This is a genomic window from Oceanobacillus sp. FSL W8-0428 (assembly GCF_038004405.1).
In the GTDB taxonomy this organism is placed as follows: Bacteria; Bacillota; Bacilli; order Bacillales; family Amphibacillaceae; genus Oceanobacillus; species Oceanobacillus sojae.
Genome location: NZ_JBBORB010000001.1, coordinates 2,508,302 through 2,524,151 on the forward strand (window position 1 = coordinate 2,508,302; position 15,850 = coordinate 2,524,151).

At 36.3% G+C, this 15,850-nt stretch carries 16 protein-coding genes and 8 tRNA genes; 19 read left to right on the top strand and 5 right to left on the bottom strand.

What is annotated here, in order from left to right:
* Positions 1 to 15: 15 nt before the first annotated feature.
* The 10 genes from MKY30_RS11790 to MKY30_RS11835 all read left to right on the top strand — a co-directional run bounded on the left by MKY30_RS11790 (position 16) and on the right by MKY30_RS11835 (position 8,695).
* Positions 16 to 717, top strand: coding sequence for an HAD family hydrolase (locus MKY30_RS11790; RefSeq protein WP_147211143.1), 702 nt, complete (start codon positions 16 to 18; stop codon positions 715 to 717).
* A 289-nt stretch (positions 718 to 1,006) separates the two neighbouring features.
* Complete coding sequence (locus MKY30_RS11795; protein ID WP_147211142.1) at positions 1,007 to 1,876, top strand: RsbT co-antagonist protein RsbRA; 870 nt, start codon at positions 1,007 to 1,009, stop codon at positions 1,874 to 1,876.
* Positions 1,877 to 1,881: 5 nt separating this feature from the next.
* Positions 1,882 to 2,238: an STAS domain-containing protein gene (locus MKY30_RS11800; RefSeq protein WP_156985641.1), complete on the top strand. Its 357-nt coding sequence runs from the start codon at positions 1,882 to 1,884 to the stop codon at positions 2,236 to 2,238.
* A gap of 3 nt (positions 2,239 to 2,241) precedes the next feature.
* On the top strand, positions 2,242 to 2,643 hold the full coding sequence (locus MKY30_RS11805; protein ID WP_147211140.1) for an anti-sigma regulatory factor: 402 nt from the start codon (positions 2,242 to 2,244) through the stop codon (positions 2,641 to 2,643).
* Between the two features lie 383 nt (positions 2,644 to 3,026).
* On the top strand, positions 3,027 to 4,040 hold the full coding sequence (locus MKY30_RS11810; RefSeq protein ID WP_147211139.1) for a PP2C family protein-serine/threonine phosphatase: 1,014 nt from the start codon (positions 3,027 to 3,029) through the stop codon (positions 4,038 to 4,040).
* Between the two features lie 192 nt (positions 4,041 to 4,232).
* The gene (locus MKY30_RS11815; RefSeq protein ID WP_147211138.1) at positions 4,233 to 4,565 is read left to right on the top strand and encodes an STAS domain-containing protein; all 333 of its coding nucleotides are present in this window, start codon (positions 4,233 to 4,235) and stop codon (positions 4,563 to 4,565) included.
* The gene (gene rsbW, locus MKY30_RS11820) at positions 4,565 to 5,041 is read left to right on the top strand and encodes an anti-sigma B factor RsbW (protein ID WP_147211137.1); all 477 of its coding nucleotides are present in this window, start codon (positions 4,565 to 4,567) and stop codon (positions 5,039 to 5,041) included. Before MKY30_RS11815 ends, rsbW begins: the two co-directional genes overlap by 1 nt.
* Positions 5,013 to 5,804: an RNA polymerase sigma factor SigB gene (sigB, locus tag MKY30_RS11825; protein WP_147211136.1), complete on the top strand. Its 792-nt coding sequence runs from the start codon at positions 5,013 to 5,015 to the stop codon at positions 5,802 to 5,804. Before rsbW ends, sigB begins: the two co-directional genes overlap by 29 nt.
* Positions 5,801 to 6,406, top strand: coding sequence for a SpoIIE family protein phosphatase (locus MKY30_RS11830; RefSeq protein WP_147211135.1), 606 nt, complete (start codon positions 5,801 to 5,803; stop codon positions 6,404 to 6,406). Before sigB ends, MKY30_RS11830 begins: the two co-directional genes overlap by 4 nt.
* A gap of 129 nt (positions 6,407 to 6,535) precedes the next feature.
* Positions 6,536 to 8,695: a Tex family protein gene (locus MKY30_RS11835; protein ID WP_147211134.1), complete on the top strand. Its 2,160-nt coding sequence runs from the start codon at positions 6,536 to 6,538 to the stop codon at positions 8,693 to 8,695.
* A gap of 114 nt (positions 8,696 to 8,809) precedes the next feature.
* On the opposite strand, the gene MKY30_RS11840 is transcribed toward MKY30_RS11835, so the two are convergent.
* Positions 8,810 to 10,297 (bottom strand): catalase, encoded by a 1,488-nt coding sequence (locus tag MKY30_RS11840; protein WP_147211133.1) that lies wholly within the window; start codon positions 10,295 to 10,297, stop codon positions 8,810 to 8,812.
* 455 nt (positions 10,298 to 10,752) lie between these two features.
* On the opposite strand from MKY30_RS11840, the gene MKY30_RS11845 reads away from it, so the two are divergent.
* The 9 genes from MKY30_RS11845 to MKY30_RS11885 all read left to right on the top strand — a co-directional run bounded on the left by MKY30_RS11845 (position 10,753) and on the right by MKY30_RS11885 (position 12,410).
* Positions 10,753 to 11,205 carry a SprT family protein gene (locus tag MKY30_RS11845; protein ID WP_147211281.1) on the top strand — a complete coding sequence of 151 codons (453 nt, stop codon included), beginning with the start codon at positions 10,753 to 10,755 and terminating at the stop codon, positions 11,203 to 11,205.
* 253 nt (positions 11,206 to 11,458) lie between these two features.
* Positions 11,459 to 11,530: transfer RNA gene (locus MKY30_RS11850), tRNA-Asn, on the top strand.
* Between the two features lie 8 nt (positions 11,531 to 11,538).
* A tRNA-Ser gene (locus MKY30_RS11855) sits at positions 11,539 to 11,629 on the top strand.
* 16 nt (positions 11,630 to 11,645) lie between these two features.
* Positions 11,646 to 11,717 (top strand) — tRNA-Glu (locus MKY30_RS11860).
* A gap of 28 nt (positions 11,718 to 11,745) precedes the next feature.
* Positions 11,746 to 11,822, top strand: a tRNA-Asp gene (locus MKY30_RS11865).
* A gap of 7 nt (positions 11,823 to 11,829) precedes the next feature.
* Positions 11,830 to 11,904 (top strand) — tRNA-Gln (locus MKY30_RS11870).
* Between the two features lie 235 nt (positions 11,905 to 12,139).
* Positions 12,140 to 12,215: transfer RNA gene (locus MKY30_RS11875), tRNA-Lys, on the top strand.
* Between the two features lie 11 nt (positions 12,216 to 12,226).
* Positions 12,227 to 12,314: transfer RNA gene (locus tag MKY30_RS11880), tRNA-Leu, on the top strand.
* A 12-nt stretch (positions 12,315 to 12,326) separates the two neighbouring features.
* Positions 12,327 to 12,410, top strand: a tRNA-Leu gene (locus MKY30_RS11885).
* 217 nt (positions 12,411 to 12,627) lie between these two features.
* Here MKY30_RS11885 and MKY30_RS11890 read toward each other — a convergent pair.
* From MKY30_RS11890 to MKY30_RS11905, 4 genes are read right to left on the bottom strand one after another with little or no spacing between them, the layout of a single operon-like run.
* A complete protein-coding gene (locus MKY30_RS11890; RefSeq protein ID WP_156985638.1) occupies positions 12,628 to 13,605 on the bottom strand; it encodes an arginine deiminase family protein in 978 nt (325 codons plus the stop codon).
* A gap of 24 nt (positions 13,606 to 13,629) precedes the next feature.
* Positions 13,630 to 14,229, bottom strand: a complete 600-nt coding sequence (locus tag MKY30_RS11895) for a TetR family transcriptional regulator (RefSeq protein WP_198048589.1) — start codon at positions 14,227 to 14,229, stop codon at positions 13,630 to 13,632.
* A 31-nt stretch (positions 14,230 to 14,260) separates the two neighbouring features.
* Complete coding sequence (locus MKY30_RS11900) at positions 14,261 to 14,575, bottom strand: SMR family transporter (RefSeq protein ID WP_156985636.1); 315 nt, start codon at positions 14,573 to 14,575, stop codon at positions 14,261 to 14,263.
* 1 nt (position 14,576) lies between these two features.
* On the bottom strand, positions 14,577 to 14,930 hold the full coding sequence (locus tag MKY30_RS11905) for an SMR family transporter (RefSeq protein WP_156985635.1): 354 nt from the start codon (positions 14,928 to 14,930) through the stop codon (positions 14,577 to 14,579).
* Positions 14,931 to 15,850: the final 920 nt, after the last annotated feature.

Sequence of the window (15,850 nt, forward strand, 5' to 3'; positions counted from 1 at the left end):
AGGAGGTCGATAATTGTGGATACGATTATTTTTGATATGGATGATACTTTGTATGACCAGTCAGCAACATTTAGAACCACATGTAAAAAAATGTTGAATGCATCCTTGGAGGATAGCGAGCTGGACAATCTTTATCTGCTTAGCCGTAAGTATAGTGATGAATTATTTGATGATCAGGTAGCAGGTAAAATAACGCTGGAGGAAATGCATATTCGCCGTATAAAAGATGCTTGTGCAGATACAGGTATAGAGATATCAGCAGAGCAGGCTCTAGAATTTCAGAATACCTATGTTCAGGAGCAGGGGAAAATCGAATTATTTGACGAAGCTGTCCAATTGCTGGATTATCTTACAGCAGGTAAAAAGCAGCTGGCTGTTTTAACAAATGGTGCAGAAGATCACCAGACCATGAAAATAAAGCAATTAAAGCTGAGCAGATGGATACCTGAGGATTATTTATTCATTTCAGGAGCGATTGGACATGCGAAACCTTCTGTAGAAGCATTTCATTTTATTGAAGATAAGCTTGATTTAACAAAATCGAAAACAGTTTATGTTGGAGATTCCTTTGCAAATGATGTTGTTGGAGCAAAGCAAGCCGGGTGGCAGGCTGTCTGGATGAATCATCGCAACAGACAAATGCCGGAAGCTGCTGCAAAACCAGATAAAATTGTCTATAGTGCAAAGGAATTGTTAGACTTTTTTCTGGAGTCTTAATAATGCAGTAAGAAAAGCGGGATATATATCTTTGCAGAACGCTTAAAATATGTTGTGAAAACTATAATGAAAGTTTTATATTCTTAATGCTGAGGTATATAAATTTACCAGCTCTTTTGATAGAAGCATCTATAGCAAGTACATCAATGTTAGATATATTCCATATGTGTTACAATGGAGATGTTGTAAACCTTCTAAAACTATAGGTATATTTTTGTAGTAATTGCAGCAAATAATAGCAGTAATATAATGAAAATGTTAGAAAAAGAAAATATGGAGGGAACGAGTTATGGATGAAAATCTGAAAGAATTAATTATCAATAATAGTGATTCTATTGTTGATAATTGGATGAACGAGGTTGGAAGGATAAAGGCTGGAAATTATACGGCAAGTATATCTGATGAGCTTTATGAAAATACCAACCGTGAATTTGTAAATGTTATTTTCACAAGTATTCAAAATCAAGGATCCTCAAAGGTAGTAGAGGAGTTCTCAGAGAAAATTATTAACCTTGGCTGGCCTCTTAGTTACATCACAGATGGACTGCAGATTTTTCGTCGTGTAACCATTGATTTTTTACTTGCACAAGCAGATCAGGTTGATTCGAATCATTTTTCAAATGTCTTAACTAGTGTGGATGAGTGGATTGAGCCGTTAATCCGTCAGCTTGTTAATGAGTATTCAGGAAGCTGGGAAAATATCCTCTCTCTGCAGCGGGTAGCTCTGCAGGAACTATCAGCACCGTTAATTCCAGTTATGGAAAGAATAACGGTAATGCCGCTGATTGGTACTATTGACACAGATAGAGCTAAATTGATTATGGAAAATTTACTGGAGGGGACAATTAAGCATAACTCCGAAGTTGTATTAATTGATATTACCGGAGTTCCAGTGGTGGATACGATGGTCGCGCATCATATTATCCAGGCTGCAGAAGCGGTCAGACTGATTGGGTCAACATGTATCCTTGTAGGGATTCGTCCGGAAATTGCCCAAACCATTGTAAACATCGGTATTGATTTAAGTAAATTCCCAACAAGAAGCACACTGGAGAAGGGCTTTACAAAAGCACTTGAGATTACCGAGAGAGAAGTTGTTGATTTACATGTTAAAAATCAAGGGATTGAAGATATAATGCATTCACTTAAGGGGGAGTAGAGAAAATGCGGATACCTATTTTAAAACTACATAATTATTTGCTGATTTCTATTCAGACTGAGATTGACGATCAAACAGCTATTCAATTTCAGGAGGACCTATTAGCGAAAATTCATAAAACAGGTGCCACAGGTGTTGTAATTGATTTGACATCTGTAGACATTATTGATTCCTTCATTGCAAAAGTGCTAGGTGATGTTGTATCCATGTCGGATTTAATGGGGGCCCGCGTCGTATTAACAGGAATTCAGCCTGCTGTTGCAATGACATTAATCGATTTAGGAATACACCTGCAAAATGTCCCTACTGCATTAGATTTAGAACAAGGATTAGTGAAGCTGCACCAGGAATTGGGAGGTTAATATATGAACCCAAGATCCTGTGTCAACATTCATAAAGAGTGGGATATTGTTGGAGCAAGACAGCTTGGCCGGGAAATGGCAAAAGAGATTGGATTTGGCACCGTTGATCAGGCAAGAATCGCTACAGCAGTATCTGAATTAGCTCGTAATATATATTTATATGCTGAAAATGGACAGGTTTGTTTTGAATACATCTATACAAACAGTCAAAAGGGAATATTAATGATTGCTGTTGATACTGGCCCAGGAATTAAAGATATAAGCAGCGTTATGCAAGATGGCTATACTACTTCTGGAGGACTCGGTGCGGGTCTGCCTGGAGTGAAGCGTTTAATGGATGATTTTGATATAGAATCCACCGTCGGGGAAGGAACTAAGATTAAAGCGATTAAATGGATCAGATAATCCTTTAATTTTAGTAACTTTCCTTGTTTTATCACAGATAAAACCTTCCGCTAATCTCCATTTTCTATTTTAAAGTGGAGATTGGCGGAAGGTTTACGGGCGCTGACTTTCGGAATCATATAGGTTGAAAAGCCTACTGATGAGACAGGTAATCTTAACTCTGTCAGACTGGAGAATTTAGCTATTAGTTTTTTTTATCGTACCTATTTGAATAGGAATACAGGATAATTAGACAGCTGACGGGTATAACGAAAGAGTTACAAAACCTGAATAAAAGTATTGCATGCATAAGAGCGGTACACACCTGCCGTCAATCTCTGGGAGAGCCTAAAAAGAGAAAAGAAGATTCCGGGGTTCTTTGGAATATAGGGGGAGTAACTATAGTGAAAGAGACCATTGAAAAGAATTCAATTAAATATCAGGAGCTATTAAGAAAATATATAAATACACAAGATGAGAAAGCACTATATGACCTCGAATTAATTAGTAAAGCTTTTATCAAAAAGAACATTTTACCTGAAGAATTAATTAATTTGCATATCCAGGCAATGGAGAATATCTATCCTCAGTTAATGGATGAATATAAGCTTTCAATGGAATTTTTATTAGAAGCTACTGTTTTCTATGGACTCGCATTGCAGGAAGTAGATTATTTGAGACAGGAAAAAAATGTTCTGACCGCTGAAATCTCTGTTGCTGCCAATATGCAGAAGACATTATTAGGGACCCAAAAACCGGAAAGAAACGGTGTAGATATAGGGGTTATTAGTGTACCTGCTCATCAGATGAATGGGGATTATCACCATTTTACAGCAGGCAGTAATGGAACAATTGGAATTGCCATCGCAGATGTTATCGGTAAAGGGATACCGGCGGCATTATGTATGTCTATGATTAAATATGCAATAGACAGCTATCCCGAAGCAACGATGTCACCAAACAAGGTTCTGGAAAACTTGAATCGGGTTGTAGAGAGAAATATTGATTCAAGCATGTTTATCACGATGTGTTATGCACACTATCTGCCAATGGAAAGTAAATTAAGACTATCCTCTGCGGGTCATGAACCGGGATATATTTATCGTGCAGAAACGGAAGAATTTGAAGAAATCCGTACAAAAGGTATTGTTCTCGGTGTGATGCCGGATGCTGAATACCGGGAATATGAATTAAATATTAATAAAGATGATTTGATTATCTTTTTGACAGATGGTGTTTCAGAGTGCCGGGATGGAGACCGTTTTATTGAAACGGAAGAACTTTTAGAAGTAATTCGGAAATATATTGATTTACCTGCACAGGAGCTGGTGGATAATGTATATCAATACTTTGAGAAATTGCAGGATTTTCAGTTGCGGGATGATTTTACATTAATTGTTCTTCGGAAAGAGGTTTAAAGATATAAAAGCCGGGAATATAGTATATTAGTCTGCAAAGTGATTAAATTATTATTTAAGAGCTTGAGAGAGAGTAAAGAAAAGTTTAGAGAAGAACTTTTCATTTACCGTATATAAAATGAAAAACGGGATTAAAATAAATTTAGATTGTATAGTCATCTATCCAGGATTTTGATGACAGAGGGGGTCATTATGAATTTATCAGTGAGAATCAATGAGGATAGTAATTTGAAAGTTTTAGAAGTAAGCGGCGAAATTGATGCCTACACAGCACCTGAGCTTAAGGAATCATTAATGCCGTTAGTGAAAGAAAGCGGCAAACAAATTGAGGTGGATTTAGAAGATGTCCAATATATGGACAGTACTGGATTGGGTGTATTTGTCAGTGCTTTAAAAGCCTCCAAAGAAAGTGGAAGTCATTTTACCTTGAAAAATGTTCAAGAACGTGTTTGCCGTATTTTTGAAATTACCGGTCTTAGTGAAATTATAGATATAAAAGCAGCGATTCGAGGTGGCAACGAGTGATGGAAGCATTTGATTATATCGAAATGAAGGTCCCGGCTAAAGCGGAATATATCGGAGTAATGCGCTTAACCTTATCAGGCATTGCTAATCGGATGAGTTTTTCCTATGATGCTATTGAGGATTTAAAGGTTGCTATATCAGAAGCTGTGACCAATGCTGTAGAGCATGCTTATGGAGAAAATGAGTCCGGTGAAATCACTGTGGGCTTTGGTTTATATGAGGATCGGATTGAAATAATGGTAGCCGATCGCGGTGGAAGCTTTAATTTAGAAGAGGTAAAAAGTGAAACTGGACCATATCGTTCCGATGAACCTGTTGAAAAAATACGGGAAGGAGGGTTTGGTTTATTCCTGATTGAAGCACTAATGGACGAAGTAAAAATCAACAACAAATATGGTGTAATGGTCATTATGACTAAATACAATAGAGAAGAAGAGGTGGACATGGATGACGACCAAGTCTCAACCATTCAATAGAGGGGGAGATGAGGTTTACCAATGGATAAGTACTCTTCAGCAAGATCCGACCAACGAAGAATTACAGGAAAAGATTGTTTTAACCTATCAGAATCTTGTTGGATCTATTGCACGGAAGTATTCCAAAAACAGTGCCATTCATGAAGACCTAGTACAAGTGGGCATGATTGGATTACTTGGTGCAATTAAGAGGTACGACCCATCTTATGGTAAGTCGTTTGAATCATTCGCGATCCCGACAATAATTGGTGAAATAAAACGATTCATACGAGATAAAACATGGAGCGTTCATGTACCTCGTCGTATTAAAGAATTGGGACCAAAAATTCGAAAAAGTGCTGATGAACTGACGACCAAAAATCAAAAATCTCCTACCATTAAAGAAATCGCAGATCATATCGGTGTACCAGAAGAAGAAGTTTTAGAGACGATGGAAATGAGCAAAAGCTACAAAGCTTTATCTGTTGATCATAAAATTGAAGCTGATTCAGATGGCAGTACAGTTGCCATCTTAGATTTAATTGGAAATGAAGATAACAGCTTTAAAAACCTTGAGCAAAAAATGATGCTTGAAAAAATACTTCCGGTTTTATCAGAACGGGAGCAATTAATTTTGGAATGTACGTATTTCAAAAATATGAGTCAAAAAGAAACAGGAGAAAAGCTGGGAATTTCACAAATGCATGTTTCAAGGCTTCAAAGAAGAGCACTCCGTAAATTAAGAGAAACAATGCAAACGGAAAGCACGGAGGTATTCGATTGATTTCCGGCAAATATGTAGATGTTTCTGTTTATCAAAAATCAAAAAAAGGTAACCATTTTTGTGGAGATAGTTACTTTTTTGTGGAAGAAGACCAGATATTTTTAGGAGTGCTCGCAGATGGTCTTGGAAGCGGAGAAATTGCAAAGGAATCCTCACAGGCTGTCATAGATATTGTGAACCAGCATAAGTACAAAACAGTTAAAGAAATCATTGAGCTATGTAACAAACGGCTAATTGGCATGCGTGGAGCAGTTATGGGCATTTTAAAAATAGACTTCATTCAACAGACCTTTACTTTTTCTTCCATAGGAAATATAGGAATAATTGTTTTGGAAAATGGAGTTAAAAAAAAGAGAAATATCCCAAGCTCCGGATATTTGGGCTCCCGTTACCGTGGTGTAAAAGTGATGACAGAAAAATTAAGTGAAGGGACAAACTTCATTGTATTTTCTGACGGGGTAATGGATAAAGAGTTATCTCAGTATTTTTTTAAAGACTATAATGTCGACAGAATTACAGAAGCCTATGCACGTTATAGTGACAATATAAGACAAGATGATACAACATTATTAGCAATCAGGTACAAAGGAGAAAAAGGTTGATTTGTATGCAAATAACATGAACGCTGTTTCAGCTGTTATTGGACTACAAATCAATCTTTTTTTGTGTCAGAAAGCATTGCTCCGCTTAATTTGATACAATAGAAAGCAGAGTAAGGAGGAGAATCACCAGTGAATTTAGATGAAAAATTAATTACAATCGTATCAAAGGATACCAAAGTACAAGATAAAATTGTTTTGAAAGTAATTTCTCTTTTAGATGAGGGGAACACAGTTCCATTTATTGCAAGGTATCGAAAGGAAGCAACAGGTGGGCTGGATGAAGTAAAAATCAAAGAAATACAGGATAGATGGGCATATGTGCTTCACCTGTCTGAGCGAAAACAGGAAGTTCTCCGTATCATTGAAGAACAAGGTAAATTAACAGATGAATTAAGGAATGAAATTGAGAAAGCAACAAAGCTTCAAAAAGTAGAAGACTTATATCGTCCTTATAAGCAAAAACGCCGGACAAGAGCAACTATTGCTAAAGAAAAAGGATTGGAGCCGCTGGCACAAATTATTTGGGAACAGAAGGAATCCGTTGATTTAGAACAGAAGGCAGCAGAGTTTTTCTCAGAAGAACATGAGTTAAACACAGTAGAAGAAGTACTCCAGGGAGTTAATGATATTATCGCTGAATGGATTTCTGATGAACCTGTTTACCGTGAATTTATTCGTGATACAACGATGAAACAGGGGCTGATCAGGTCCCAGGATAAAAATAAAGAAGCTGACGAAAAACAGATTTTTGAAATGTATTATGAATATAATGAAGCAGTACGTTCGCTTGTCTCCCACCGTATTCTTGCACTTAACCGCGGTGAAAAGGAAGGTATTTTAAAAGTTCAGTTGGAGCCTCCAGTGGATAAAATAATCTCCTATTTAGAACAAAAGGTTATTAAGAAAACCTGCCCGCAAAATATAAAGGAATTGCTAACAACAGCGGTGGAAGACAGCTATAAAAGGCTGATTGAGCCATCTGTGGAAAGAGAGATACGAAGTGCACTTACAGAAAAAGCAGAAGCACAGGCAATTGAGGTTTTTTCGGTTAACCTAAGAAATTTATTACTGCAGCCGCCATTAAAAGGAAAGGTTATTCTGGGAGTTGACCCTGCTTTCCGTACTGGCTGTAAGCTTGCTGTTGTGGATGAAACCGGGAAAGTCCATCAAATAAATGTAATCTATCCGACTGCTCCAAGAAAAGATGTGAAGGGAGCAGAAAAGGTTGTTATGGAATTGATTAATCAGTTTGATGTCGAGCTGATTGCGATTGGAAATGGAACGGCATCCAGAGAAACAGAGCAATTTATTTCGGATGTGTTAACAAATAATAAGTTGGATATGCCGTATATTATTGTGAATGAAGCTGGTGCAAGTGTGTACTCTGCATCTGCTCTGGCAAGAGAAGAATTCCCTGATCTGCAGGTAGAGGAAAGAAGTGCTGTTTCTATTGCAAGAAGGGTGCAGGATCCGTTAGCCGAGCTTGTGAAAATTGATCCAAAGTCTATCGGTGTCGGGCAATATCAGCATGATGTCAGTCAAAAAGAACTGTCCAATTCATTAACATTTGTAGTAGAGACAGCTGTTAACCAGGTCGGTGTAAATGTAAATACAGCCTCTTCTTCCCTTTTACAATATGTATCCGGATTAAGTAAAGCTGTTGCGAATAATGTGATTAAACGGCGGGAAGAGGAAGGGAAGTTTACGAATCGGAAGCAGTTAAAGAAGATTCCGCGGCTTGGTGCAAAAACATATGAGCAGGCAATTGGTTTCCTGAGAATTGTAGACGGAGATACACCGCTTGACCGTACACCTATTCACCCGGAAAGCTATCCACATGTAAAAGCTTTACTAAACAAATTTGATTTAGATGAGCAGGCATTGGGCACAGAGCCTTTACAGCAAAAGATTAAAGAAATGAATAAACAAGCTGCAGCAGAAGAACTGGGGATCGGTTTGCCGACTTTGGAGGATATTCTTGAAGCATTAAGCAAGCCGGAACGCGACCTGCGGGATGATTTTCCACAGCCATTATTGAAGAAAAATGTCATGAATATGGAAGATTTAAAGCCTGGTATGGAGCTGCAGGGAACGGTTCGTAATGTGGTTGATTTTGGAGTATTCGTTGATATCGGTGTGAAACAGGACGGGCTTGTGCATATCTCTAAGATGTCAAAGCAGTTCGTTAAGCACCCGATGGATGTTGCATCTGTAGGTGATGTCGTTACTGTCTGGGTGGACGATGTGAATGTCCAAAAAGGCAGAATTGCGCTTTCTATGATTCAATAAACATAGTAGTTAGTAAAAAGGAAAGGAACTTCAGCAACTTGAAGTTCCTTTTCTAATAAAAAAATGAAGACTCTCGCCTTACATAAGGGAGAAATCCTCATTTTTTACTTGTGATTATTTTACAGATGCTTCGTTTGCTGCTTCCACTTCATCAAGAGAGATGCCAATTGCTTCTGCAACACCTTTACCGTAATCTGGATCTGCTTTATAGCAGTTGTTGATGTGGCGAAGTTTTACTGATTTTGATGCAGGAGCAATATCATCTGCTGTATTTTGGAAAAGCAGTTGTTTCTGCTCATCAGACATTAAACGGAATAACTTACCTGGCTGTTCATAGTAAAGACTATCATCTTCATCAAAGTCATAGTAATCAACATCTGCACCCAGCTGTAATGCAGGCTCCTGATGCTCTTTGCTATCTTCCCACTCACCATATTGGTTCGGGCTGTAGCTGACTTGTCCACCTTGGTAAGGCATCACACGCATTGCTCCATCACGGTGATATGGATGGAAGTTTTTCGCGTTTTTAGGGTAGTTAACCGGAATTTGCCAATGGTTAACACCAAGACGGTAACGCTGTGCATCTCCATAAGAGAATAGACGGCCTTGTAACATTTTATCTGGAGAGAACCCGATTCCAGGTACAATGTTAGTTGGAGCAAATGCAGACTGTTCTACCTCTTCATGGTAGTTTTCAGGATTTTTATTAAGCTCTAATTCGCCAACTTCAATAAGCGGGAATTCATCTTTATACCATACTTTCGTTAAATCAAACGGGTTGTAAGGCATATTTGCAGCTTCTTCTTCTGTCATTACTTGAATATACATTTTCCATTTAGGAAAATTGCCTTCTTCAATATTCGTATATAAATCACGTTGGTGACTTTCACGATCTCCACCGACAATTTTTGCAGCTTCTTCGTTTGTAAGGTTTTCAATTCCCTGTTGTGTTCTGAAGTGGAATTTCACCCATACACGCTCGTTATCTGCATTGTATAAGCTGTAAGCATGACTGCCAAATAAATGCATGTTACGATAAGATTTTGGAATACCGCGGTCAGACATAACAATTGTAACTTGGTGAAGTGCTTCTGGTTGATTTGTCCAGAAGTCCCAGTTTGCATCAGCATTTTTCATGTTTGTTTTTGGATCACGTTTTACAACATGGTTTAAGTCCGGGAAACGTTTAGGATCTCTCATAAAGAATACAGGGGTGTTGTTACCAACTAAATCCCAATTACCTTCTTCTGTATAGAATTTCATAGCTGTTCCGCGGATATCACGCTCAGCATCAGCTGCACCACGCTCACCAGCTACTGTGGAGAAACGGATGAACATATCTGTTTTCTTACCAACTTCAGAGAAGATTTTTGCTTTTGTATATTTTGTAATGTCGTTTGTAATTGTTAATGTTCCATAAGCACCAGATCCTTTTGCGTGCATACGACGTTCAGGAATTACTTCACGATCAAAGTGTGCAAGTTTTTCAAGGAACCAAAAGTCTTCCATTAATAATGGACCACGTTTACCGGCCGTTTTGGAATCATCATCATTTGGAACAGGAGCACCAAATGCAGTGGTCATTTTTCTTTTTTCACTCATAAATAGTTTCCCTCCTAAGTATATATTAAATACAATTATTATAATAACATAATAACTAGTAGATTGCTATTAATATTCTGTGTTATTTATATGAATTTTTATTAATAGTATAATTGAGTTCTGTGTTGGCAGTAAAAACGTATCTATTAACAAACAAAAGAAAAGTTTTATATTCTTTTGTTAAGAAATAAGTTTCTAAATGAAAGATTCTATTTATTCTCAATTAGATAAACTAAATGAGAATTGAATTTTGATATAAATCATATTATAATAGAATAGATGTTCTTAAAAATATTTCTGTTTATTAATGAGTGAGCAGGCTCGCTTTTTAGGGGAGACTGCTAAAAGGGTATAATCAATGATATATAGGAAGTAAGTTTTTGAATTTGCGATAAGGCAGAGAAAAATTCTGCAGAATAAAGTGTGATTTTATTTTTCAGGAGATGAAATATATGATGAGTCCCATTTCAGATAAGGAATTGTATGAGCTGGTAAACCAGTTGTCAGAGACTTATTTTAATAAGCCGTTCATTGATAAAGTCCAGTTTAATGCCCGTTTACGGACTACTGGTGGAAGATATATTCCGAGCAGACGGATCATTGAATTAAATCCTAAATATGTCTTGGAATTTGAAAAGGAAGAACTTTACGGTATTATTAAACATGAACTTTGTCATTATCATCTGCATATTGAAGGAAAGGGCTATGGGCACCGCGATAGGGATTTCAGAGAATTGCTTGCAAAAACAGGTTCTCCCCGTCACTGTAAACAACTGCCTTCTGAACAGAAACGTTACCGCTATATATATGAGTGTCAAAAATGTAAAGCTGTTTATAAAAGAGTAAGAAAAGTGGATGTGTCCAGGTATCGATGCGGCAAATGCAGAGGGAAATTAAAGCTGGTTTAAATTTTTTTGAAATAAGTATTGACGAATAATATTTTCCATGATAAATTAATGAAGCTGATACGAAATGACAGTCTTCTTTCTTGAGAATAACCTGTCTTCAGACATTGTCGAATTGCACAGAGTTTTGGTTAACTTTCTAGGCAAAGAAAAACTTTTAAAGTTTTTGTTGACAAAAAACAGGATATATTGTATGATATTTCTTGTTGTTGCGTAATTAAGATATTACATAGCAAGTGACTGTATACTTTTACATTCCACAGTAGCTCAGTGGTAGAGCAATCGGCTGTTAACCGATCGGTCGTAGGTTCGAATCCTACCTGTGGAGCCTTTAATGGAGAAGTACTCAAGTGGCTGAAGAGGCGCCCCTGCTAAGGGTGTAGGTCGTGTAAGCGGCGCGAGGGTTCAAATCCCTCCTTCTCCGCCATTTAAATTTTCATAATGGCCCGTTGGTCAAGCGGTTAAGACACCGCCCTTTCACGGCGGTAACACGGGTTCGAATCCCGTACGGGTCATCTTTCTAAAAAATTAAAATAAATAGTTGGTCCGGTAGTTCAGTTGGTTAGAATGCCTGCCTGTCACGCAGGAGGTCGCGGGTTCGAGTCCCGTCCGGACCGCCATTATAGTTGGGCCATAGCCAAGCGGTAAGGCATCGGGTTTTGATCCCGTGTACCCTAGGTTCGAATCCTAGTGGCCCAGCCATTTTTATTTTTAGAAGGAGTACATGCTAATACTATTCACGTTAATAGTATTTTTTTATTTCAAAAGCAGTATTTTATTTAGGAGCCATTAGTTCAGTCGGTAGAGCAACGAGCAAAGCTTCCACCGAATAAGCTTCGAGTAACCCCGAAGTATATGCTTCAAAGCGAGGGCTTGCAGATGCAGGGGTCCGCCAAAATGAGAAGCACTAAATAAAGCAATACTCCATTTAACATAGGAGCCATTAGCTCAGTCGGTAGAGCATCTGACTTTTAATCAGAGGGTCGAAGGTTCGAATCCTTCATGGCTCACCATTTTATTTTTTGCGGATGTGGCGGAATTGGCAGACGCGCTGGAATCAGGCTCCAGTGTCCGTTAAGGACGTGGGGGTTCGACTCCCTTCATCCGCACCATTTATATTCTATGCGGTCATGGCGGAATGGCAGACGCGCCAGGTTGAGGGCCTGGTGGGTGAATAACCCGTGGAGGTTCAAATCCTCTTGACCGCATTAATAGGTATAATAAAAAATATCAAAGGTTTCAAACCTTTGATATTTTTTTATGCACTCATTTTATGGGCTCTAAAATATAGGTTGGGGTAGAGAAAGAATTCAAACAATAAAAAACACTTCTCGAAAAATTAAGAAGTGTAGAATATGTTGATAAAATAATTATTTAGTTTTTTAGATAACTGTAAAACGTAAATGTTTTAGTATAAATCTAAATTTACTCATTGAACCGTAATAAAGGTTGGGTTGTACAGCGGAAAGAACCGCCAAAACCTCTGGAAATACGGTAATCAGTATACTCGACCATTACGCCTTTTTTGGTTAATTGCTCACCAATGGATTGAAATTCCATGTCCGTTACGTATACATCTTCATTTATAGGTAAACCATTTGTTATTAATTTTTGCGCATCCTCCAAAGAAACAGATATTTTATCCCAATTTTTTAGAATTTCAGGAACACCTTTAAGAAATGCTTCTTCACAAACGATCATTAATCCATCTTTGACTAAGCTTAAAGCACAGTCTAAATGCAATATATTAGGGTGAAGCGGTACTTCGGTAACCGTGTATCCAAAATTTGATAAGAAATTTCTTAACCAAAATATGCCTTCATGATTAGAAGCAAGTCCTGATGTACCAACGAAAATTTCTTTGTTTAGAACTAATACATCCCCGCCTTCAAGAAAAGGACCTTTCATATTAAAAAAATCACTTGATCGATCTGCTTGCGGTACTGACAGATAAAGGCACTTATTTTTTTCAGATTCTTGTTCCAGAATATGTCTTATAGGCATTACTTCTTTTTTTCTATGACCAAGTTTCATACTTCCCTCAATAATCATTTGTCCAATAACAAAGAAAGGATCTCTTGCAAAGAAATTACTGTAGCCATCTTCCTTACCTTCTACTTTTTCTTCTTTGGTAAGCAGTCTAGGACGCAAAATTTCGACTTTATATTTTTGAAGTATTTTCTCAAAATTTTCTTTTTCGGCTTCCCACTTATTTTGTAAAGCTGGGAAAGCATCTGCAATATCTTTCCCCTCAGCACCTTCTAATGCTTTTACCGAGTCTTCAGTCAAAAATTGCTCTGTTTCCTTATTGATTCTAGCTGGTAAAGAAAATTGTGATTGTGCTAAAACTACTCTTTTTAGCGGGGCAAATTCGCTCTCAACGAAAATCTGGTTACTTTTCATCTTAGTTATATTTCCTTTCTTGAATTATTTATTTTCCTTTGCATTAGCATGAATACCGTTCCAAAAAACAGACCATATGGTGTTTAATCTATGTTCATAACCTTCATAAGAAGAACTCATCATATAGAAAAGCATACCGTCCAATAAAGTGGTAAATGAAGTCACTACTGCTTCTTCGTCTATTAAGTTATCCGTTTTATCATTTCTTAAGATAGAAAAAACAAGGTTTCGAATTGCTTGTTCTACTTCTTTGTTTTTAGCTGTTATAAGATCTTTGAAATTTTCCGGAGGGTAAATTCCATATCTTTTTAGAAAGAGACCTTTCTCATTCATATAATAGTATTTATTCAGCTCAACTAAAATATAATATAATTTTTTTTTCAATGGAAAATCTTTAATAACATAGGATTGTTCTTTGATAAAACTTAAATAATCTTCAATCACAAAATTTACAATTTGTTCGAAAAGAGCTTGTTTACTTTCAAAATAAGCATAAATAGAAGGAGGTTTAATTTTTACATTTTTGGCTATATCTTTAAGAGATGTCTCCTCATAACCATAGGAGGAAAACAAGCCTAAACCTTGTTCTAATATCTTTTTTTTTGTTTCTTCCCCTTTTTTCAATGAATTTTTCACCTCATTTTGATAACGTTCATCAAGTTATTAATTTTAAGCTTACTATACAAAAAATAATTCCCGCAACTAAAACAAGCTTTTTCGCATTTTTTGGTTCTTTAAATAAAAACATTCCCAGTAAAACACTTCCTGATGCACCTATGCCTGTCCATATACCATAACCTATACTAATAGGTATTTCGATTAATGAAACCGAAAGAAAGAAAAAACTTAAACACATAAATAAAATAAAAAAGATGGTAGGTTTTAATTTTGAAAAACCTTCCGTTAATTTTAGATTAATAATACCTCCAACTTCAAAAAATCCAGCTAATATTAAAAATAACCAGTACATATTACACCATACCTCCTGTATTTTCCTCTTCTTCGGGTTCATCTGAAATTAGTTTAAGACCAATAATACAGCTGATTAAAAGAACAACCAGCAAAATTTTAGTTAAACTCACTGAGTCTCCTAAAAGTGTCATCCCCACTAGAGCTGTGCCAAAAGCGCCTAAACCAGTGAATACTGCATACGCTGTTGAAACAGGCAGTATTTTTAATGTTTTAGCGAAGAACCACCAACTAAGAATTAATAATATAATTGTCGGGATAACAATTTCTATTCTAGTAAAACCTTCTGAAAAGCCAAGTCCAAGCGCCCAACCAACTTCAAAAATTCCACCAATAATCAAATACAACCAAGCCATAATAAGCTCCCCTTTTTTATATTTTAACTAACTAACTAACTAACTAACGGTCGTTAGATTTTAGTGATAAAAAATGTATAATTATTTTATATAAAGTATATTACCATCTTTATAACAATTCCTTTAACTAAAAACTAACTATCGTACGTTAGATTTTATACAATTTAAATGAACTTTGCAAGTACAATGTTTAAATTATTTTAAATAAAATAGAAGTTTGTTATAGTGATAAATAATGAGTAGAGGGCAACGTGTGATGGACAAAATATTAGTAATGGCTGATACAGAGTCATTTACATCTAATCTATTTCAAAAAACGGCACAATTATCAAAAGGGATGGAGACTCTTTTTGAGGTAGTCCTCTTCAAGTAAATGAAGAAGAAAACTCTAACAAATCAGAATTAGAATATACGATTTCTGAAATACATAAATTAAGCAAACAGTTTGAAGCAAATCAAATTCATATAAAAAAAAGTGAAAATAATCGTGATATATTTCTTAGCCTAAAAGCATTTATTAATAAACATACTTTCACTCAGTTAGAGTTACTATGCATATAGAAGATTCATACTGGAAAGTAATTATTTATGGACCTTTTAAAAATTTCTTAATCAGTAAAATGCCTTATATTAGATTTACATTTTTTTATCTTCGTAACAATTGAAACACTATAATTAATCTAATGAGCAAGGGAAATATGCATATTTACATAAAACGGAAAGTAACAACTCTTATTCATTAACTTTTGAAAGGAAATTGGAAGATGATATCAAGGGCGTATTTTTTAAGAAGGTAGCCACCGATTTTGACAGTGACACACTTATGAGTTGAACAGATGAATTAAAGCAATATAAAATCACTGTTGGCAAAGTAAGCGAAAATAAGAAGTATCCTAAGTTAAAAAGATGAAAATTAAAAT

Excerpts from the sequence above, each read along its gene's own strand:
- MKY30_RS11795 (WP_147211142.1), top strand. The coding sequence starts at position 1,007 with ATGGATGAAAATCTGAAAGAATTAATTATCAATAATAGTGATTCTATT.
- MKY30_RS11840 (WP_147211133.1), bottom strand. The coding sequence starts at position 10,297 with ATGAGTGAAAAAAGAAAAATGACCACTGCATTTGGTGCTCCTGTTCCA.
- rsbW (WP_147211137.1), top strand. The coding sequence starts at position 4,565 with ATGGAAGCATTTGATTATATCGAAATGAAGGTCCCGGCTAAAGCGGAA.
- MKY30_RS11890 (WP_156985638.1), bottom strand. The coding sequence starts at position 13,605 with ATGAAAAGTAACCAGATTTTCGTTGAGAGCGAATTTGCCCCGCTAAAA.
- MKY30_RS11815 (WP_147211138.1), top strand. The coding sequence starts at position 4,233 with ATGAATTTATCAGTGAGAATCAATGAGGATAGTAATTTGAAAGTTTTA.
- MKY30_RS11905 (WP_156985635.1), bottom strand. The coding sequence starts at position 14,930 with ATGGCTTGGTTGTATTTGATTATTGGTGGAATTTTTGAAGTTGGTTGG.
- MKY30_RS11900 (WP_156985636.1), bottom strand. The coding sequence starts at position 14,575 with ATGTACTGGTTATTTTTAATATTAGCTGGATTTTTTGAAGTTGGAGGT.
- MKY30_RS11805 (WP_147211140.1), top strand. The coding sequence starts at position 2,242 with ATGAACCCAAGATCCTGTGTCAACATTCATAAAGAGTGGGATATTGTT.
- sigB (WP_147211136.1), top strand. The coding sequence starts at position 5,013 with ATGACGACCAAGTCTCAACCATTCAATAGAGGGGGAGATGAGGTTTAC.
- MKY30_RS11800 (WP_156985641.1), top strand. The coding sequence starts at position 1,882 with ATGCGGATACCTATTTTAAAACTACATAATTATTTGCTGATTTCTATT.
- MKY30_RS11845 (WP_147211281.1), top strand. The coding sequence starts at position 10,753 with ATGAGTCCCATTTCAGATAAGGAATTGTATGAGCTGGTAAACCAGTTG.